This is a genomic window from Amycolatopsis coloradensis, from assembly GCF_037997115.1.
GTDB lineage: Bacteria > Actinomycetota > Actinomycetes > Mycobacteriales > Pseudonocardiaceae > Amycolatopsis > Amycolatopsis coloradensis_A.
In genome coordinates, this window is the sequence record NZ_CP150484.1 from 3,923,646 (window position 1) to 3,944,040 (window position 20,395).

The 20,395-nt window shown below is 67.7% G+C and carries 12 protein-coding genes (1 of these 12 running past the window's edge); 8 read left to right on the top strand and 4 right to left on the bottom strand.

All coding sequences use genetic code 11. The features are described from left to right. Both LCL61_RS18395 and LCL61_RS18400 read left to right on the top strand, forming a co-directional pair. Positions 1–10,806, top strand: the final stretch of a protein-coding gene (locus tag LCL61_RS18395) for a hypothetical protein (RefSeq protein ID WP_425342053.1). Its footprint begins 23,349 nt before the window's first position; 10,806 of the gene's 34,155 nt are visible here — the last part of the coding sequence; its start codon lies off the left edge, out of view; the stop codon is at positions 10,804–10,806. Next, positions 10,799–11,473, top strand: coding sequence for a type VII secretion system-associated protein (locus tag LCL61_RS18400; protein WP_340687961.1), 675 nt, complete (start codon positions 10,799–10,801; stop codon positions 11,471–11,473). The genes LCL61_RS18395 and LCL61_RS18400 overlap by 8 nt, the downstream gene beginning before the upstream one ends. Before the next feature lie 49 nt (positions 11,474–11,522). Here LCL61_RS18400 and LCL61_RS18405 read toward each other — a convergent pair whose 3' ends face one another. The 4 genes from LCL61_RS18405 to LCL61_RS18420 form a co-directional block, all read right to left on the bottom strand. Further along, positions 11,523–13,004, bottom strand: a complete 1,482-nt coding sequence (locus tag LCL61_RS18405; RefSeq protein WP_340687962.1) for a multicopper oxidase family protein — start codon at positions 13,002–13,004, stop codon at positions 11,523–11,525. Continuing rightward, positions 12,913–13,560 carry a hypothetical protein gene (locus LCL61_RS18410; protein WP_340687963.1) on the bottom strand — a complete coding sequence of 216 codons (648 nt, stop codon included), beginning with the start codon at positions 13,558–13,560 and terminating at the stop codon, positions 12,913–12,915. Before LCL61_RS18410 ends, LCL61_RS18405 begins: the two co-directional genes overlap by 92 nt. Before the next feature lie 39 nt (positions 13,561–13,599). Then, a complete protein-coding gene (locus tag LCL61_RS18415) occupies positions 13,600–14,505 on the bottom strand; it encodes a nuclear transport factor 2 family protein (RefSeq protein WP_340687964.1) in 906 nt (301 codons plus the stop codon). A 112-nt stretch (positions 14,506–14,617) separates the two neighbouring features. Next, on the bottom strand, positions 14,618–15,613 hold the full coding sequence (locus LCL61_RS18420; RefSeq protein WP_340687965.1) for a zinc-binding dehydrogenase: 996 nt from the start codon (positions 15,611–15,613) through the stop codon (positions 14,618–14,620). Positions 15,614–16,518: 905 nt separating this feature from the next. Here LCL61_RS18420 and LCL61_RS18425 point away from each other — a divergent pair. The 6 genes from LCL61_RS18425 (at position 16,519) to LCL61_RS18450 (ending at position 20,395) form a co-directional block, all read left to right on the top strand. After that, on the top strand, positions 16,519–16,767 hold the full coding sequence (locus tag LCL61_RS18425; protein WP_340687966.1) for a hypothetical protein: 249 nt from the start codon (positions 16,519–16,521) through the stop codon (positions 16,765–16,767). Between the two features lie 173 nt (positions 16,768–16,940). Continuing rightward, entirely contained in the window at positions 16,941–17,483 is a 543-nt protein-coding gene (locus LCL61_RS18430; RefSeq protein WP_340687967.1) for a hypothetical protein, read from the top strand. 132 nt (positions 17,484–17,615) lie between these two features. After that, positions 17,616–18,224, top strand: coding sequence for a hypothetical protein (locus tag LCL61_RS18435; RefSeq protein WP_340688618.1), 609 nt, complete (start codon positions 17,616–17,618; stop codon positions 18,222–18,224). Then, positions 18,224–19,345 carry a C40 family peptidase gene (locus LCL61_RS18440; protein ID WP_340687968.1) on the top strand — a complete coding sequence of 374 codons (1,122 nt, stop codon included), beginning with the start codon at positions 18,224–18,226 and terminating at the stop codon, positions 19,343–19,345. Before LCL61_RS18435 ends, LCL61_RS18440 begins: the two co-directional genes overlap by 1 nt. Beyond that, positions 19,338–20,096, top strand: a complete 759-nt coding sequence (locus LCL61_RS18445; protein ID WP_340687969.1) for a hypothetical protein — start codon at positions 19,338–19,340, stop codon at positions 20,094–20,096. The genes LCL61_RS18440 and LCL61_RS18445 overlap by 8 nt, the downstream gene beginning before the upstream one ends. After that, positions 20,093–20,395, top strand: a complete 303-nt coding sequence (locus LCL61_RS18450; protein ID WP_340687970.1) for a hypothetical protein — start codon at positions 20,093–20,095, stop codon at positions 20,393–20,395. Before LCL61_RS18445 ends, LCL61_RS18450 begins: the two co-directional genes overlap by 4 nt.

A 20,395-nucleotide genomic window follows, 5' to 3' on the forward strand; every position in this document is an offset into this window, starting at 1 on the left:
TACGCCGGCAGATACAAGTTCACGCCCTCCATGATGGTGAACTTGGTCCGAGGCGGGAGATTCACCGAAAGCGGCGTGCCCACCTGGCAGGATGTGTCGCTCCTGGCCTCGGAGTCGGCGTGGGGTTTCCCAGTGGACGGCGGGGGACTGGACTCGAATGTGGTGCAGAACTTCTTCGACGCCCTCGACAACGGTACGGCCGCTCTGAACGGTGCGTGGGGCGGGGAGAAGCCGCTGGTCGTGGTGGTGGACTCGCCGGACGGGACATACGCGAGGATCACCGGTAAAGCCGGTGTCCTCATGGAACTGGACGGCCACCGGCTCGGACTGCTTTTGCTGAGCGATCCGCTGTTCCGTGTCACGCTGAAAACGAACCCGGGGCGGCCGGTGGTCCTGGTGGCACGGAACGCCGGCGCACGCGTCAACTTCGGTGGTCTGGGCTTCGATCTCGCGGGGGCTCTGCGCGCCAACGGGTTGTATTCCGACGTGTACGCACCCTCGGGGAACGCGTGGCTGGAGCCGGACCGGGTCGTCGCCGACGGCGAGCCAGGCTTCGCCCTCGTGTCCGAGCTGCGTGCCGGCGATCTGCGGACCGAGGTGCTGAGGAATTCCGCGGGCCAGGGAGTCGCCCTGTTCGTGCGCTTCCCGGGGGATCAGCTCCACCGCGCCCGTGCCAAGCAGTGGGCCTCTCACGCCACCGCGCACAAAGTGCGGCAGTTCTTGGTGGACAACGGCTATCAGTCTCCCTACGCGGTGCAGGCTCCTTGGCACGGGCTCCCGGTGTTCCTGCTCACCGGGGCGGGCCCGCGGGGCTACCACGCCCTCCGCAAGGACGGGGCGCCCCAGTCGCTCACTCCGTCGGAGCTGGTGAAGATCGTGCGCGCGGACCTCGACCTGCGGGCGATGATGCTTCGTGGCGAGGGGACGGCCGCGGACCGGTCACTGGTGGTCGCCGCGCTGAACGGAGCGGGCGCAGGGCTCAGCGAGATCTCCAGCGGCCTGCAACGCGGGGGGTATTCGCGGTTCGTGTATCTGCCTCCGGGCCGGATCCGGCTGTCCTCCGACGGCGGGATCACCATCGACGGCGATACGTTCCGAGCCGCCACGCCCCTGCCTCCCAAAACCGACAGTGTCCTCAGTTACCCCATGGCCAACGACGTCCTCGGTGTCCACGGGCAGTTCTTCCCGCTCGACGAGGGCGACGCGCACTCCATGTTCTTGCCCGCTTTCCGTGATTCCGCCGTGCGGCAGGCCTACTTCTTCCAGGAGACGACAGAGCAGGACTCCGATGGCGCGACGGTCACGCGTCTGACGCCTTACCTGTCACCGTGGGTGGGCAGTCGTCATCGACCGTGGTTCCTCGACGGTCATGGCGGATCGGACCTGATGAGTGTCTCGTTGAAGACGGACCGGCCTCTGCACATCGGGGACAGGGTGACGCTCGCCGGGCGGTCGGGGGCGCGGATCGTGCACGGCAGCGAGATCTACCGGACGGCCGCTCCCCACCCCTCGAGCCCGATCGTGCTCGGACAGTGCAGGATGAACGCGCCGGTGGGGGGAGCGGCCCGGAATTTCGCCGAGACCTTCACGGTGGCCTGGCAGGAGCTGGTGAAAGCACCGGCCGCGGGTTTCGCGGCCACGGATGTCGTCAACGTCACCGACGCCACGGGCAGACGCGCGGTGGAGAACAGCGGCCTCTTCGCTCAAGCGAGGACGGATGGCAGGCCGGATGATCCGCCGATACCGCTGGGTGATCTCGCGGCGAGCACGATCGCGCCGGTGCCGATCGACTTCCCCGACGGTGGCACTCTGTCCGACACCGACTACCGAACCATTCGCGAGACGGCCCGGCGCGTGGTCCGGGCGGCGGCCTGGCGGAAACGGAACGGTGTCGCCCTGCCCGAGGTGACGATCAGTGGGTTCGCCGGCAAGGACAGCGCCGAGGCCGTCGCCGCGGTGTTCAAGGACGCGGTGAACGCGGAAGCGGTGCGGATGGGCCGTCGCGGGCTCCCCGTGGACCCCGCGGACATCGTCGTCCGGGCCGTCACGGCAGAGGACGTCCAGGAGAAGGGGCTGGACGCGGAGGTCCCACGTTACGTGACCATCGAAATCGCGCTCGAACCCGCGGAGCTGGGGGAGAAGGAGATCGCCCGGACGGCCACCGACGGGAGCGCGAAGGCGATCAACGCGCTCAACAAGGCGTTCGCGCTCCTCGTACCGGGGCAACCGGCGCACAACGCGGCAGCGATCGGGCCGGTGCAGACCGAACAAGCGCGGGGCTCGGGGCAAACCGCCAACGGCCTCATCGACGCGCCCGAAGCGCTCTCGTACGGCCAGGACACGGATGTCTCGGGCGATGAGGCCCAGCCACCGCCGAAGAAGCTCAAACTTTCCCCTCGGATGATCGTCTTCGAGGGCACACCGCGGGCGATCGGTGCGGTGGCCTTCCCCGCCGACGCGGCCGAATCGACGCTGTGGCGCGAGATCTACGACGAGCTGCCTCCGCTGCCGGTCAACGGTTTGCGCAATCCGTTCTATGTTTTCGTCACCGCGCGCGACGGCGGGTTCGACGTCGACGGGCGGCTGGTCGATGGGACGGAGCTGGCCTCGTATGTGCGGTCGAACCCGGAGTACCGGCGTGCGCTCGCGGCGGAACCCGACCTGCCGGTGAGCGTGATCGGTGTCGATTCCTCTATCCCCGGTGACTTCGCCCGGGCGCTGCGCGAATTCACCGACGCCCTTCGTGGCGACGGTCCCTACCGGGAGATGTTCGTGGCGGACCTCCCCGCGTCGCAGCAACCTCAGCACGGCGGTTTCCGCCGTATCGCCCTGCCTCGCCTGGAAGACCTGAACTGGACGCCCCTGACCGACGCGCACGGCCGCGACTACGGCATGGGCTTCCCGACCGACGCGTGGCCGTCGGAGGCCATGGAGGCCGGCGCACGTCAAGCCACTGACCCCGCTCAACGCGTGATCGCCGGACGCCCTGAAGGGGATGACGCCTCGTACGGCGACCGTGCCGAGCAGTGGGACGAGACGATCGCGGGCTGGACGGGGGCCACCGAGGATGGCCGCGCGCGTCCGCTGCATCTGTTGCTGACGGCCGTCGGGGGCGTCGTCGTGCAGTTCAAGAACGGGATCGAGCTGGAACTGACCGAGGGCGAGGTCGCGGAACTGGCGCTGGCCACCGATGTGTTCGCGCGGGCGCGTGCGGAACAGATCCGGCGACCGCTGATCGTGGCCATCGCCGAGACGACCGGAGTTCCCGGTACCGACGACTTGGCTCCCGCCCTCTTGTCGGAGCTGAAGGCCTTGTCCGGGCCCTGGCAAAGTTACTCGTTCCACGGCCAGGTCACACTCGACGAACATGTCGGCTTCTTGACAGTGCCGCGGGGTGAGCGGTTCACCGAGACGCCCCTGACCCTCGGCGACGTCGATCACGTGTCCTTCGGTCCGGTCTTCGGCTTCCCCGCTGGCCCCGACCGCGCCACCGCGGCCGATACCCTCCGGCGCTTCGCCCAAGCCGTCGCCGTGGGAACGGCTGGGCTCCCGGGCGAGTGGAGCGACCGCGAGCCGATTTTCGTCTCCGCGGACGGCGCGACCGGCCACGCGACGATGGGGCTGCCGAACGGGACCCACGCGGAGGTCGAGGGAGGCGATCTGGGGAAGCAGCTGCTGTCCGACCCGGATTTCGTACACCTGCTGCGAAGTGAGCCGAAGCGGCCGGTCGTTCTGGTCTCCTCGCACGGGGCCGCCCGGAAGACTTTCGGCGGACTGGGCTTCGACGTGGCAGGCGCCCTGCGCACGGCGGGGTATTTCACGGACGTCTACGCACCGACCGCGGGCGCTTGGATCGAGCCCGACGGGGTCACCCTGCAGAAGGGATCGGAGTTCGAGCTGGTTTCGGGCTGGCGTGCCGGCGACCTCATGATCGGCACGCTGCGGAGCGACGACGGTTCTGTCGTGATCAAGCTCTTGCGTTCACCCGACGACGGCGACCTCGTCGAGCGGCTGCGGACATGGATCCGCGGGGCGAGCGCCGGCGCCCTCGGACATTTCTCGGACCCGCACGGTCAGCAGCGGGAAGCCCCGTGGGGCGCGGTGGGCAAGCTGGTGTTCGTGGTCGGACGTCGTGGCCAGGACGACACCTACTCGGTTCTTCGCCATGATCGGGCTGCCGTCGAGGTCTCGCAGGAAACGCTCGGCGAGGTATTGCGCGACGACGAGGGACTGCGCACCGATCTGGGCGACTCCGTCTTGATCCCGCTGCTGCTGGTCGGTGTCGGCGGCTCGCCGTCCTCCCTCGGCAGCTTCGCCACGGCTATGGCGGACGGTGGCTACGCCCGTGACATGTACCGCTCACTCGGTGACGTTTCGTTCGAGAAGCCGGGCACGATCATCGTCGACGGTAAGGGGTTCGAGACACACGACGCGATCCCACCCACGCGAGACCGGCTGGCGACCTATCCGCAAGTGCGGTCCGACGGTGTGGTGCACGGACAGTTCTTTCCCAGCAAGCCTCTGGAAACCCCCTTGATCACGCTGCACGGTATTCACCACGTCGGGGAAAAGCAGCGAACGTATCTCAGGCAGCTTCCGGGTGACGGGGTGGGGGCCGCCACCCAGGACCTGGAGGTGGAGGCGCCCTGGGCCGGAAAAGACCCCTGGTTGATCAATGGCCACGGTTCCCTGCGCGGGCTGTTCTTCGCGCTTATGACCGGCCGGCCACATGTGCGGGGTGACGTGATCGTCCTGGACGAGTCGTCGGCGGCGAAAACCTTCTACGCCGGGGAAATCTTCGTAAAGGCGGGAGTGGAACCGGACCGGCCGGTCGTGCTGGGTCAATGCTGGAGCAACGGCATCTCGCCGGACCAGCCCGTCTCGACGGCATTCCTGATCAAGCAGGCGTGGGAACGAGACTTCCGGCCGGTGACGATGTACGGCTCGGACACGCGCGTGCGGTTGGACACCACAGGCGGGTTGTGGTCGGCGGACGGTGGCCGCTTCACCGAAGTCGGGACCACTCCGGCTGCGGATCAGCCGATCGCCGGTCCCGCGACGGCCGGTTCCGGGCCGATCTTGCCGCTGGGGGGCGACGGGAGTTCTCGGGACGCCGGCGTCGGGGCCGGCTCGAATCTCGCGGTGGGCCTTGCCGGTGTTCCGGATCTGCTCGATCAGCTGTCCGGCCAGATCGCCCAGATGAAGCGGCATCTGGCGGCACTCCCGCCCGGCTTGGTGCCGGAGATCCGGGCGAGGATGGAGGTGTGGGACCGGCTGCAGGCGACGCTCACGGTCACCGAACGGCAAGTGCCCGAGCTGGTGAACAGGGTGTCCGCCGCGCGGCAGCTGACGGCCCACCTCCGCGACGTTCGCTTGAAGGCACTGGTCGGACTCCTCGAGGCGGCCGCGATCGAGGTGGCGGACGAGGAAAACCCCCTGATCTTCCATCCTGACGGGATTCCGGGAGGAGTGAGCAGCAGGCCGGACGTCAGATTCGGCTACGAGATCGAAGCACAGCTGATGACGGGTGACTTCGATCAGCTCGTCCAGGCTCTCGGAGCGAAGCTGGAGTCCGCCGGGTACCTGACCTGGGAAAACGGACGGCTCTTCACCGAGAAGGAAGACACCACCACCGATGCCTGGTGGCTCAAGGAGGAACCGGCCCACGACTCCGGTATCGAGATCGTCTCGCGGATCCTGCGTGGGGACCCTGGCAGCTGGCGGGAGCTGGCTGATGTGCTGGAGATCATCCGTACGCATGGAGGTGCCGACGCACCGGACGCCGGGTACACCGGTGGGCACGTGAACTTCAGCTTCGATCAGCAGCTCCCTCTCCCGGTGTACGGGCGGTTGGCGCAGCTGAACAAGGCCTTCGAAAGTGTGCTCTACCGGCTGGGCAACCACTACGGCACGACGGCTCTGCAGAGAAAATTGTGGGCGGTCGGTCCGAACCCGATACCTCCGCCGGTCGACCAGCTCGCCACGATCGGTGATGTCCAGGGGCTGAGCGACGGCAAGTACGACGCACTCAGTTTCGCGGCCGTTCTGGGGGACGCCGATGACAGGCTGGAATTCCGGTTCTGGGCGGGAAGCCTGGACCCGGCGGTGTGGCAGGTCCACGCCGAGATCTCGGCCGCGATGGTGCAGGCCGCCCGGGACCCGTCGATTTACCGCCGTCTCGACGAGCTGATGACCGAGCCACGACTGCTCGGCCACGATCCGGAATCCGGCACCACAGAGGAAGAGCTGGGTCTCTTGCTGGACTTCCTGGAGCTCCTGCCGTTGAGCCCGGCCGCGCAGAAGCTGATCGTGGGGATGTTCGCCTGGACGGCGCCGTGGAACTTCCAGGGCGACAACGATCACCAGCTGCGGGCGCAGATGATCACGAGTCATGGCGGAATGGGCTGGCTGTACCCGACGCGGGGCGAAAGCGTGCGTGAGGCCATTCGTACTCTCGATCAGTTCCCGGTCTACGCCGGGGCACAGATCCTCTCGGCCACGATCACGCCCGGACAGGACACGGTGGAAATGTGGCTGAGTGATCCCGTGGCCTTCGAAAGCTTCGCCAACGTTCTCGCGGTGCGCGGTGTGCTCCGCGCGGTCTACGACTTCCTGCCGGAAGACGAGGACGTCGACCCCTATCTGATCCTGGCGGTCCACAGCGGAACCCGGCTGGGTGAAACGATCGTCAAGTACCTGGGGCGACCGGTCCTGGTGACCAATGGCCGGGTACGGATCACCGAGGACGGCCGCCTGGAAGCGGAGACCGGTTGGATCCAGCTCAGCAAAGCAGAACCGGCCGTGGTGCACACCGGGCTCGGTGACGCACAGCAGGCGCTGGAGTCACTGCGGACGCTCGCGGAACAGGCCGACTCGGACCAGGAGGAGACCGGGTCGGTGCCGACCCGGTCGATGTCGAACAGTGGATCGAGCCCGTCCTTCTCGCTCGCTTCCGCCGGCCCGGTCCCGACGGAGGTGAGCGCACCGGTGACCGAGCCGTCCACGGCCGCGGCGCCGGTGCCCGCGGACCAGGTCGCCGCGGACGACATCGAGTGGGCCACGCCGAAGAACGCGCACGGCAAGGAAAACGTCATGGCGAGCCTCGATGGTCAGTCCGCCCGGGAGACGCATCGTGCGCTCGGCCGGAGCACCGAGCACACCGAGCGGCTGCTCGGGCTGTGGTCCGAAGACGGGAACGGGGTCCGCCGGATCAGCGAGTCGAAGGTGGACTGGCCCGGCGATGTCAGCCCACTGCGGCTGTTGCTCACCGCGCACGACGGCCGGTTCCGGCTGCCGCTGCGGGACGGGCGTCACACGCTGCTGACGCCTGAAGAAGCAGCGGAGAAGGTCGCCGCGAGCTCCACGTTCCGCCGGTTGACCGCTGATGTGGTGCGCCCGCCGCTCGCGGTGATCACCCGGGCCACCACCGCGCAAGCGGGGGATCGCTCACTCAACGAGGCTTTCCTGGCGAAGCTGATCGAGCTGACCGGTCCGTGGCAGTCCCGTCACTACATCGGCGAATACGGTGTCGACGAGTTCGGTGTCCTGGTCGTCGACGAACCTTTCACGGCCGGCCCGCCGCTGACTCTGGCCGCTGTCCGGTACTCCAGGTCCGGTTCCGCGTTCGGGTTCGATGGGCTCCCCTCCTACACCGATGAACGGGACCCGGTAGTGGTCGGCTTGCCGGGAACCGAGTTCGCGGCGCGGCTGGAATTGTCGAACGGCAGGGTCACGCACGTGGATGGCACGGAGCTGGGCCGGATGCTGCTGGAGGACGAGGATTTCCGGCGGTATCTGGGGGAGGGCAGGCCGGTGGTGCTGGACAGCGCCGCCTGGGATGTCCGCGTGAACTTCGGTGGGGTGGGGTTCGATGTCGCCGGTGCCTTGCGTGAAGCGAAGTTCTTCAACGATGTCCAGGTGCGGGCCGGGGACGGAACGCTGACGCTGGTGTCCGTCCCGCGCGCGGGAGACCTGCGGACGGTGCCGATCACGGGCCCGAACGGGGAGCGGATCGGGGAATTCGTGCGTTTCCCGGGCGACGGCCAGGCTCTCCGGCGAGTGCGGCGCTGGGCCGAGAAGTTCTCCGGTGCCTTCACCGTTTTCCTCTCCGCGGAAGGGAAGTACTCCTCGTGGCAAAAGCGCCCGGTCTTGCTGTTCGCGCGGCGCAGCGAGACCGGATACCTGGCGCTTCGCGCGGACGGCCGAGAGTTGGACCTGACCTCGAGTGTGCTGGCCCGCTCGCTGCGTGACGGACAGGGTCTGCGTGACATGCTGGGCACCGAGGGCGCGTCCCTGGCCGGCGAAGGGACGGAGATCCCGGTCATGCTGGCGAGCCTCGGTGGTCCGGTGATCGGCTTGGCCGAGTTCGCCGACGGCTTCGTCCCGGCCGGGTATTCGCGCGCTTTCCACGGCCCCCGAGGCGAGCTCGATTTCGGGCAGGACGGCGTGGTGAAGCTGGCGGGTACGGGGTTCGAGCGGATCGCGCCGATCGTGCCCGGCCCGCAGCATCTGGTCACTTACGAACGGGCGAACGCGAAGCTGGGCACGAGCGGGCGTTTCTTCCCGTCGCAGGACTTCGACCGTGCCAGGTTTTCGGCGCAGGCGTCGCACGAGGAGCCCGTCCATCGGCATTTCTACTACTCCGTCACCGAGGTACCGGACGGCCAAGGAGGTACACGAAAGGCCTCCGTCCCGTATCTGATGCCGCTCAAGCCGGACACCGGCCGGATGTGGACCACCGCGGTGCACGGCAATTCCGGCACCGGTTTCGATTTCTCCATGCTCAGCGGGCACCGCGATGTCTCCGGTGACCGGGTCCGGCTCGCCGGGGCGCCGAGCGCCGCCGCTCTCCACGGCAGCGAGGTCTTCCGCAAGGCTCAGCCGGGTGAGCGCACCCAGCAGGTGATCCTCAGCTGCTGGGCCGACGCGACCCCCGGGCCGGGCGGGGACAGCTCGGCCCTCCAGCTCAAGAAGGTCTGGGGCCAGGGCGATCCGCTGGTGGCCGCGGACAACGTCGTCACCCTCGACCTGGCGGGCAGTCGATCGGTCCGGGCCGGTGGGCACTTCCGCGAGGTGGGAAGCCGGGCCGAACCGATCCCCTTGAGCGATCTGGCGGCCGGCCACATCACGGAGGCGGCCGCGTTCGGCGACGGGGTGAACGCGGATGTGCGGAGGCTGGCCCGCCAGGTCGCCAGGGCGGCCGCGTGGCGGGCACGCAACGCCGTGGCGCTGCCGGTCGTCGAGATCGTCGGTCACGGCTACGACATCGAGGAAGGGCGCGAGATGGCCGACGAGATCGCGCCGGTTTTCCAGGAGAACTATCGTCTGGAGCAGGCGCGATTGGCCGAACTGGGATTGCCCGCTCCCAGTGTCGAGGTGCGGCTCGCCGGAGCCGCCTACGCGGACCTGCCGGACCACCTGTGGGAGGCAGAGGGAGCGGTCAGGGTCGAACTGCCGGCACACGAACTCGGCGAGCAGGCGTTGAACGCCGAAGACCACCTCGCGATCACCGCGGCGTTCAGCGCGCTCGCGCCGGACCGAGTGCCCTCAACCCCGGACGTGGCGGGAGGCGAACCCGCACCGGGGCCGGCCTCGGGGCCCTCGGCGGAACAGGCGGTCGAGCTGATCCGCCGGTCGGACATGACCGGGACCCTGCGTGCCGTGGTCGTGGACCGCGAGGAGCCCTCGGAGGAGCGTCGCTACAGCTGGGGTGGGCGTGGGTGGACGTCGGCGTTGCCGCCGTTGCCGCCTCTGCTGGCGTCGCCCCGGTGGGTACATGCGGTGTGGGTACCCGGTGGTCTGCCTACGGTGGAGGCGGTGGCGAGGTTCCGGGACAACCTCGAGCATGCGGTGCGGGTGGCCGGTGATCGGTGGCGTGTGGTGTTGTGGACCACCGTCACCCGGGAGAAGCTGGTGCGGGCACTGCGGCCGCTGACCGCTGTCCGTCATGACGTGGGTGACGACGACGAGCTGGCCGAGATCGCCGCCACCTATGACTGGGCGCGGAATGCGGGGATCGCGCTGGTGAACATCCAGCAGGGGATCGAGGCCGCGGAGTTCGCCCGTGACAGCGCTCTTCCGGCGGCGTCCGAGGATCTCGCCGGTGCGATCCTGTCGCGCTTCGGTGGCGTGTACCTGCCCGCGGACCATCGCGTCGATGACCTGGAGCCCGCCGAGAGCGTGGTGCGGGCTCCCGCCGCTTGGGCGGGCCACGGCGGGGTGCTGGCGATGCCACAGGGACACCCGGCGGCCTGGCTTCACTCTCTGCCGCGACCGGAGGTGGAGATGCCTGAGCTGCGCGGATTCACTCCTATCGGCCCGGTGGCACCGGCCATTCCCGGTCCGGTGATGACCGCGATGGAGACCGGCGTGCCCGAAAGCGAAACTCCGGCCGGCTCGGACGGGGACTCGGTGGCCGATTCGAGTGAACGGGTGCTGCAGGTGCTCCTCGACGACCTTCGGGATCACCCGGGTCATCTGGACCTGGCCGCGGTGGCCGCCCTGGTGGAGGGTGCTCCCGACGCCGACGAGGTGTGGATCACCGTGCTCGCCTTCCTCGCGGCGGATCCCGCGCTGGCCGCCCAGGTCCATACCGTCACGCTGCAGTCGGTCGACGAGGCGGGCGTGCCGCGGCGCGTCGTGCTCCCGCCCCTGGCGGCCGAGCTTCTGCACCTGTCCGAGGAACCACCCATCTCGCCGGAACCCGGCGAGTTCACCTACCAAGCGGAACTGACTCGACCGGCCTGGTTGCCGGTGAGCCGCGAAGCGCATCCGACGACGAAGGAGGATCATGGTCACCATGACTGAGACCACGGACGACACAGAGGCGAAAGGTCCGCTGGAGAACTGGTTCCTGCTGATGGACCCGTCCTGGCGTCCGGCGACGGAGAACGACCCGCCACCGATCGAGGCCGTGGTCGGCCTCTGGCCGGTGGAGGAGGAAGGGAAGCTCGGCAAGTTCCGGGCGAACCCGGAGTACGTGCCGACCGACGAAAACTCGCCGTCGGACCCCTTGGACGCGGTGCTGCGGCTGGTCCTCCAGGGGCGGGCCGAGGCCGAGCACATCCAGCTTTTGTTGCGCGACACGCTGTTCGACATCGCGATGAACGGCGACGGCAACCCGCTGATCACCAAGTCTCCCGACGACATCCTCTGCGTCATCGTGGCCACCGGTGAGCCACACCGCCGGCGGCTCGCGTCGCCGGACTGGCGCCGGATCGACCTCGGTGAGCTGATCGAGCTGCTCGCCGACGGGGTCGACGTGCTGTTCAACCCCGCCGGCCCGGCCGCGGTGCGCCTGACCGGGGATTTCATGCGCGACACCCTGGAACTGGACGAGGAGCAGGTCGCCGGGCTCTACGCGAAGAGCAACCAAGACGCTTCGGGGCTGCGCGTCGTCATGTGGGAGCCTTCGGCGGACGGCGCCGCGCCCTCGGAGGCGCGCGAGTCAGGACCGGGGACCAAGTCCGAATAGGACCCACGCGCCCTGTCTGGCGCGGGGGTGTCACCCCCCGCGCCAGGCCTCAACGACGTGGCACCACCTCGAACTGGCCCATCATCGAGTGGGTCGCATGGTCGAGGAAATGACAGTGGAACGGGTACCGGCCGAGGTGGGAGTCGAACGTGGCCTGGATCCGGACGACGTCGCCGGGAAACAGCCGGACGGTGTCCTTCGGGTACGCGTCGTAAGCGGGCTCGGGCTTGCCGTTCCGGTCGAGCACCCTGAACTGCACGAGATGCAGGTGCATCGTGTGCTGGATGCCGAGAGCGGCGTCGTCGTTCACGATCTCCCAGATCTCGGTCGAGCCGTGCTCGATCGTCGCGTCCACGCGATCCGGGTCGAATCCCTTGTCGTTGATGACGAACCGACCGCTCCCGAGATCGAGCCGCATGACGAATCGCCGCGTTTTCGTGGCCCGTCCTCGCAGCGGATCGTTCGACGGCCATCCCGGGATCTCTTCCCTCGCCGAGGGAACCCGTGCTCGGGGCCACCCGGGGATGGCGATCTCCGGTTTGGACCACGAAGCCCCGCCGCCGACCCGGAACTGGAGGATGTCCCGCTTGTTCTCGGAGAGGGCCGCCGCGTTCTGCAGGGCGATGGCGGTGCCCTGCGGAACCGACCGGAAGTCCACCAGGACCTCGGCGCGCTCCGCCGGCCAGACGTCGATTTCGTGCCGCGCCACGGGCACGCGCAGGAAGCCGCCGTCGGACGCGATCTGCAGGAACGGCGCTCCGGTGGAGAGCCGGAACTTGAACATCTCCAGGTTCGAGCCGTTGATCAACCTGAGGCGGTACAGCTTCCGCTTGACCTCGAAGTAGGGCTGCGGCCGTCCGTTGACGAGAATCGTCGGCCGGTTCAGGAAGTCGTCCGGCACGAAGACGAGCTGGCCTCCGCTATCGAACTTCGCGTCCCTGAGCATCAGGGGAACGTCGAATTCGCCACTGGGCAACGGAAGCCGCGCGTCCACGGGATCCGACAGCAGATACGCGCCGGAAAGGCCGCGGTAGACCCGTTCGCCTTCGAGGTGATGCGTGTGGTCGTGATACCAGAGCGTCGCGGCCCGCTGGTCGTTCGGATACCGGTACACCCTGGCCTGGCCCGGCGCGATCGGGTCCATCGGATGCCCGTCACTCGACGGCGGGACGTCGGCGCCGTGCAGATGCACCGTGGCCGGGCCGGGCAGGCCGTTGAACTGCCTGATCACCGTGTTGCGACCACGCTGGGCCCGAATGGTCGGCCCGGGGAAACTCCCGTTGAAGGTGAGTGTCCTGGTCCGGATGCCGGGGAGGATCTCCAGTTCGGTCTCCGCGATCCGCATGTCGTAGAAATCGGTGTCCGCCGTGCTTCGCGTGGGCTTGAGCACCGGGGGGATCGACAACGGCACCGAGAAGGGCCGCACTTCCGGCGGGTCGTCAGAAAGCGCGGATGCCAGCTGTTTCGTCGGAAAGATCAGTGCCGCGCCGGCGACGGAACCGAGTTTGATCGCATCTCTTCTGTTCAGCACTTCGATCACCTTCGGGGAATCGGGCAGCGAGCCGCCGGTGCAGGGCGACCGCGACCAGCAGGGAGAGCACGAACGAGTACTGCAACACGGTGATCGCCGCGGACAGCGTGTTACCCGGTGAGATCGCGTTGCCGACGGTGAACCTCGTCAGGGGGATCGTCGCCGAAGCGCTGAGGGCGGCCGACGTCGCCGCGAAGATCAGTACGGCAGGGATATTTCCCGCCGCCGCCCACCGCCGGGTGACGGCGCCGGCGAGCAGCACGCTCGCCGTGGTCGCGTGCGCGGCGAGCAGCGTGATGCCCGCGAAGTTGGGGATGGCGCGCGCGGTGATCGCGGGGGGAGGGGTACGCGCCCCGCTCGCTCCGGTGTGGTGTCCGGCGCCGACCGGAAGGAGAGACGGTGACCGCGGCCTCACGTCCAAATAGGACGACCAATCCCGGATCTGCCACGCCATGACCGCCGCGAGGACGATCGCCAGCAGGACCAGGGGAGTCGTGGGCCAGAAACGGCCCGGTGAGGACGGGGACGCGGGCCGGGCTGCGGCCTTGTCTTGCATAGAGCCACCTTTCCGGCCCGCGCCCCCTTGGTCATCGGATCAGTACATCGTGTTCGGGTTGGCCGAAGTCGGCGGAGTGGGCTCGATGACGACCCAGTGTTCCAACAGTTTTCCGTCTCGGACACGGAACAGGTCGGCGCCGACGCCGTTCTCCATGTCGAAGAGCTTCTCGAGGTGTTCGAAGACCGCGACCAGATCTCCCTCGGCGACGACGATCTTCACGTTCGCGCGGTAGTCCGGCTGCGCGGCGAACGCGTCGTGCACGAACTGCTGCAGCGCCTCGGTCCCGTTCGGGACATTCGGGAAATGCTGGTAGTAGGTGTTGTTCCCGATGTAGCGGTTCAGCGCCTGGCGGCGGAGCTGGTCGTCGGGCTGGTTGACGATCTCGGCGAAGGCGGCTCGGCCGACGCGTTCGCTTTCGGTGTCCGTGGAGAACGGCAGCGACTTGGAGATCCTGGGCGAGCTGAGCGTGGAAAACATGTCGTTGCCGACGCCCTGTGGCTGGACGGCCTGGTTGAGTTCCCAGTGTTCGGCGATCTTGCCCCGGTCCAGACGGAACAGGTTGACCTTGGCGATACCGGCGTCGCCGGCCTTTCCGACGAAGTGGCTGTGCACAACGACCAGGTCGTTCTGGGCGATGGTCCGCTTCACGATGAACCGCAGATCCGGATTCTGGCTCCGCAGGCCCGCGTGGTAGGCGCGGAACGCGGACCGGCCGTTGGCGATCGTGGGATAGTGCTGGACGAGGTCGGGGCGCACCATCTTGTCGAGGTATCCGAGGTCCCCGCGGTTCAGCGCGGTGTAGAAGCCGAGGACGACCGCCCTGTTCGCCCTTTCCTGCGGTGTGGCGATCGACTCGAACGCGTTCGGCAGGGGGTGTCGCGGTGCGGCGGTGGCGGACGGGCTGAGGGCGGCGATCATGGTGACGGAGAAGATGAGCGACATGACCACACGCGAGTAGCTTCGGGATCGATAAGTCCTTTTTGACATCTGGCTCCCCGTTTCCTGGGATTGTCGAAGACTTGACTGTGCTTGGCAGAAGGCGGTTTTCGATGTGCTAGGGCTGCACGAGCACCTTGCTGGCCGCGCGCGCGGCCATCGCCTCGTAGCCGGACACGATGTCGTCGAGAGCCACTGACTTCTCGAAGATCGAACCGGGGGCGAGCGTGCCTGCCAGAACCCGTTCGACGAGTTCGGGAAGGTAGGCGCGGGCTGGCGTGAGCCCGCCGGTGAGGGTGATACCACGGAGGAAAACCGGGGTGACGTCGCCGATCGGCGGGCTGCCCATCACACAGACGGTGCCGCCGGCCCGGCACAGTGCGAAGGCCGTGTCCTGTGCCTGAGGGCCACCACCGCACTCCACCACCACGTCGGCGCCGACCCCTTGCGTGGCCGTGCGGACGAAATCCACGGATTCGGCGACGCCTTCGGATCCTAGGGCGCGGAAGGTGTCGGTCGCACCGAACTCCTTGCCTTTGCTCAACCGCGTTTCGTGCCTGCCCACGAGGATGATCCGGGCGGCGCCCGCGTCCCGGGCCGCGAGCACCGCGCACATCCCGACCGGCCCGTCGCCGAGGACGGCGACCGACGAGCCCGGCGCGACCCTGCCCGTCCGGATGGCATGCAAACCGGTCGCCATCGTGTCGGTGAGAGTGAGGAGTGAGGGCAGCCGTTCGTCGTTCTCGTCCACCGGGACGGCCACCAGGTTGGCGTCGGCGAAGGGCACCCGGACCGCTTCGGCCTGTGCACCGTCACCTTGCACACCGAACATGCCGCCCGCTGCGCAGGCGTTGTGCGAACCGGCCAGGCATGCGGAGCAGGTTCCGTCGGCGAAGTTGAAGGGCGCGACGACCATCGTCCCGGGACGGAGCGTGGAGACCTCGCCGCCGATGTCTTCGACGACGCCGATGAATTCGTGCCCGCAGCGTGGGCCGGTGACCGGGCCGGGGAGCCCGCGATAGCCGTGCAGATCCGTGCCGCAGATCCCGGCGACGACCACGCGGACGACCGCGTCGCTGGGCGTCCGGAGCGCCGCGTCTGGGACTGTTTCCACGGTCAGCGCATGCTTTCCGTGTAGGATGGCAGCCTTCATTAGGACACCTCTCGCCAGGCCCCCTGATCGAATCCGGCCCTCCCGGTCCGACTGAACAGACCGTCCATCATGGCTCTCCGCAAGGCAAACAATCTGTAGAACCGGCTGTCTGTTCGGCTATTATCCTTGCCTCTTCGTCCCCGTGTCGCACTTTGCGTCAGGACGATGAAGTACGTGATGGTATTTTACCGACTTTCTCCGCAGGGTGATTCTGGTCAACCGATCAGTGCGCGCCGTTCGGCGCTGACCTGGGATTTCCGGTGGGTCGCGGTCTCAGGAAATCTCGTGGCCGTGTGCGGACTGAGGCTGGCAGCAGTTTCGAAGTGGTCTTCGTGTGTAAGGACCTCGATCCGAGGTGGCCGCCGGGTGGCAATGATTCTTGAGATCGCGCGGTCTCCCTTTCGCGGCACCGTCTTTCCGGTCGGAAAGACGGCGGGCTGGGGGCACGTGTGTCTTCTCTGTCCACTGGGGATCGGATCGCGTTCAGGAACCCTGCGGCTTGACGCCGAGCTTGGTTTCCCGGCATGGCGTGAGGGCAAGATCACCGATTTTCCGGTGTTTCCTATTCGACGTCCTTCCCGGTGAACCAGGAAAGCGATTTCCGGCCAGTGGTGGCGCTGAGTGTTCTCCAGATCACTAAAAGGATTGCGAATGCGTCTGAATGGCGGTGGACTACGCTCGCGTGTTACGAAATCATGGGTCGCCGGAAACGCGGGCTCGCTCAGTCGGCCTGCGCACAACGACGACAAAGCGGGGGCATCGTGCGATCAGGGGAGTACGGCCATCGGCCTGCGGAAAACGCATGGTCGAAGTTGACAGGTGGCAACAGTGAAGGGGGCGCTCCGCCCATGCCGCCGGGTGTGCTCATGCCGGGTCTGGAACTCGCGAATTGGCTGGACCGCTGTGTGGACCGGCTCCTTCGTGACGGCAACGAAAACAGCGACCCGGTGAGCGGCGGAGAGCGCGTGGACCTCATGGTCGGCCTCTCGAACGCCGCCGAAGCCCTTCGTGCTTCGGAACGCTGCGATCACGAATCCGCCGAACAAGAGCTGCGGTCGGCCCTGGAACTGATGCAGGGGATCGATCTGGATCGGTACGCGCTTTCCCTCGGTTAGGGCTGGTATCAGCCGGCCCCAGTTCGCGAAGGTCTCCTTCTCGCCGCGCAACGTGGAAAGGGGCCTTCATGAACTGAAGAGGACGATCACTAGGGCAGCTTTCGCTGACGGAAGTCCCGTGTTGTTTCCTGGCTGCTGCGTAGCGAGGGCCGACCGCAGTAGACATGGAAACCATGGCAGCCGGCGACGTCACCACAGCGCACCCCGAGCGGGTCGACTGCGTACTCGATGCGCAGTACCCGTACTTCTACCTCAGCGAGAACACCTCGTTGATCAATCCCGGGCTCTCGACCTGGACCGGGATGGTCACCGCAGCTAGGGGAAAGCTGCAAATGCAGGTGCCGTGGACCGCCGAGCGGGTACACGTCGTCACGGAGATCTACCCTGGTGAGCCGGATGATGTGATCGAGGCCTACGACGACGTCATCGAGTTCGGTTACTCGTCCGCGACCGGGCTCGCCGCGGTACTGGATTGGTCACAGACGCTGGCCGGTCCGGTGGATCTGCTGCCGGGTGATCATCGTCTGCGCTATCACGTACGGGACTTGTCGCGGGAAGCCGTGGAACCCGGCGCCGAGAGTGCCGTGGCGGCGGAAGCGTTGATTCAGCTCTGGCCTGCGAAGCTCGGCGAAAAAGAGGAGCTGCGGATCACCGGCGCACTCGGGAATTTCTGGCATCCGGGGGCACGGCTGAGAAACGTGTGGAACGGCCTGTAAACGCAGCGCCGCTGCCCGAGCACACCCCGGCGATAAGCAGTTCGGACATAGATGACGGACTTCACTGGCCTTCGTCCGAGGCGCTCCACAGACTGCGAATACTCGCTCAAGTGGAGTCCGGAGGTGAACGTGATGCGTGGCACGGTGTCCATGTTCCTGCTCGCCGCCGTCTGCTGCACCGCCTGCGGGACCGCGGCTCCCTCCGACACCTCGCCGTCCGAGTCCCGGCCGCCGGCCACGGGCACGCGGATCCCGGTCAGCTCCGTGGCCCCGCAAACGCCGGTGCAGACCGTCCCCACCACGGTGATACCGCTGTCGACCGTCGAAAGCCCCCGGCCGGACGGTCCTGGCCTCTTCGCGGACGCCGCGGCCGTGAGCATCGCCTGGCTGCGGGCCTGGTGCACGCTCGACTGGCGCGAGCCGATGAACGGGAATCTCGATCGCGCGGCGCGGTATCAGACTTCATCGGCGGCCAAGGCCGACCGCCGTGAAGGCGACACTGAAGACACTTACCGGAGTATGCGGGAACAACAGTTGAGCAGTGGTTGTGACGAAGTGACCGCGACGCCGAGTCCTGAGGCACCGCAAAGCGCCGACGTGGCCTATCTGGTGCTTTCCGCCCGCCGCGTCAACTCCGCGGCGGGCGTGGCTTTCGAGATCGAGCAGATCCGTTCGGTGCGCCGGGTCCTCCGGCAGACCGACGGACGCTGGCTGGTCGACACCCGGGTGGAGGCGGGCTGATGCGGGTGAAGGCCCTGTTCGCCAGTGTGGTGCTCGTCGTGGGCGCCTTGCTGCTGGTGCTGCCCCGGCCCGAGAAGGCGGAGGCGTTGAGCTGCACCGGTGCGGCTCCGGAGACGACTGCACGGCCCGCCCCGGGCGGAAGCACCCCTCCCGACCTGTCCCTGCCGCAGCTCGAAGTCGCCAAGAGCATCGTCGCCACCGCGAAAGGCATGGCGATCACCCGGCGCGGCGTCGTGATCGCCCTGCAGATCGCGAGGCAGGAATCCCGGTTCGAAGCCGACGTGGTCGTCGGCCGGGCGACCGGCGCTTTCCAGCAGATCGCCCCGGGGCCGAACAACGCCTACACCGGCTACGACCGGAAGAACGCGAGCATGGCGGCGAAGGGTTTCTTCACTGTGCTGCTCGCCCGGGTGCCGGGTTACGACACCGATTCCCGTTCCAACGCCGACATCGGCCAGGTGGTCCAGGCCAGTGGCGCCGGCGCGAGCAAGTACGAACCGTGGCAGCCGCTGGCCGAGTCGCTGGCGAACGTGCTCTACGACGGCACCGCGGCGATGACCTGTCAGACCGGTCAAAGCGGGCCGAGGGCCGTGCGGGCCGACGGAGTCGACGTCGAACTGCCGCCGGAGGCGGGGCTCGCCGGCACGGTCAAAGCACCTACCCCGGAGACCGCGCGGGTGCTGGCTGCCGCGCTGTCCTGGCTGGGCACGCCGTACGCCTGGGGCGGAGGGACCGCGTCAGGGCCATCTCGCGGCATCCGTGACGGCGGTGTCGCCGACGCGAACGGCGACTTCGCCAAGGTCGGTTTCGACTGCAGCGGCTTGATGCTCTATTCCTACGCTCAGGTCGGCGTTTCCCTCCCGAGGACGTCACGCGCGCAGCAAGCCGGCGGCGGCTCGGTCGTGCCCTGGAGTGCGGCTCTCCCCGGCGACCTGGTGTTCTACGGCGCCGTCGTGCACCACGTGGCGATGTTCCTCGGTGTCGTCAACGGCGTCCCGTACATGGTGGAAGCACCGCAGAGCGGCGATGTCGTCAAGGTCTCCCCGGTGCGCACCGGTGGGGACTTCCGGGCGGAAGTCGTCCGACCCATTCCAGGAGGAGGGGCTGATCAGCATGTCTGAGCACCCGCCGGGCTACGAAGCCGAACAACCCGTCGACCTCAGCAAGCCGGTCGCCTACGTCCCGATCCCGGAGCCGGCCGCGACAGCCGACCGTTCCGAGGGGCGCGGGGAAAAGCAGGAGAAGGCCCCGGAAGAGGCGGCACCAGCGGCTCCTCAAAGCGTCTACGGGCTCGTGACGGTCGCCAACGTCCAGCCGCGGACGTTCAAGAGCACCGTGGCCCGGAAGCTCTACGCCGGCCTGGAACCCCGCTATGCCGGAGTGCGGCTGTGGAACGGCGTCGGCTCGATCCGGCTCGACGGCCTCGTCATCGCGGACATGCCCGCCGACCCGCGCGGCACAGACTGGCGACGGCAAAGCTGGACCACCGATCAGCTGGTGCTCCCGGTTCATGACGACCTCCAAGCGGCCCGGGCGGCGTGGTGGATGCTTGACCGGCTGGAGGCCGAAGGTCGCCCCGATCTGGTGAGCACGGCGATCGTCGTCGGCATCCAGACCGGCAGGCACCGGATGCTGGGCCGCAAGATCGCCAAGACCTTCGGGGCGCGGACGGCCGGGGTGATCCGGGTCAAGCTACCCGGCGGGGTCGTCCCCGCCGACGACGAAGCACGGTGGGAGCCGCTCGTGACCGCTGTGTCTCACACGGTGAAGCAATTGTCGTCGCGAAGCCGCCCCTCGATGCTCCCGCCGAGGGCTCCACATCAGGTGGTTCAACTCGACAGCCGACGTCACGGGAAGGCCGCGAACCAATGATTCTTCAGTATCTCACTCAGTCACCGAATCCCTTCGACGGCGTCGTACCCAACTTCGACGTCTTCGGGGTGGACTTCAACGCCACCTGGAAGAAGCTGCTCGGCGGGGCCTGGGGGCTGGCGTTCGTCGTGATCGCCTTCGGCACGATCCGCGCGACACTGGAACTGCAGTCCGCGAAGCGGCACGGATATCACACCTCGGTCGCCGAACATTCGGCCTCGCTCAAACGTTCGGTGATCGGCCTCGTCGTGCTGGCGAGCCTGGGCCTGATCTTCGGCGCCATTCTGTCCGTCTTCTGA

What these genes read in the sequence shown, in the direction of transcription:
- LCL61_RS18400 (WP_340687961.1), top strand. Translation starts at nt 10,799, where the DNA reads ATGACTGAGACCACGGACGACACAGAGGCGAAAGGTCCGCTGGAGAAC.
- LCL61_RS18410 (WP_340687963.1), bottom strand. Translation starts at nt 13,560, where the DNA reads ATGCAAGACAAGGCCGCAGCCCGGCCCGCGTCCCCGTCCTCACCGGGC.
- LCL61_RS18415 (WP_340687964.1), bottom strand. Translation starts at nt 14,505, where the DNA reads ATGTCGCTCATCTTCTCCGTCACCATGATCGCCGCCCTCAGCCCGTCC.
- LCL61_RS18425 (WP_340687966.1), top strand. Translation starts at nt 16,519, where the DNA reads ATGCCGGGTCTGGAACTCGCGAATTGGCTGGACCGCTGTGTGGACCGG.
- LCL61_RS18430 (WP_340687967.1), top strand. Translation starts at nt 16,941, where the DNA reads ATGGCAGCCGGCGACGTCACCACAGCGCACCCCGAGCGGGTCGACTGC.
- LCL61_RS18435 (WP_340688618.1), top strand. Translation starts at nt 17,616, where the DNA reads ATGCGTGGCACGGTGTCCATGTTCCTGCTCGCCGCCGTCTGCTGCACC.
- LCL61_RS18440 (WP_340687968.1), top strand. Translation starts at nt 18,224, where the DNA reads ATGCGGGTGAAGGCCCTGTTCGCCAGTGTGGTGCTCGTCGTGGGCGCC.
- LCL61_RS18445 (WP_340687969.1), top strand. Translation starts at nt 19,338, where the DNA reads ATGTCTGAGCACCCGCCGGGCTACGAAGCCGAACAACCCGTCGACCTC.
- LCL61_RS18450 (WP_340687970.1), top strand. Translation starts at nt 20,093, where the DNA reads ATGATTCTTCAGTATCTCACTCAGTCACCGAATCCCTTCGACGGCGTC.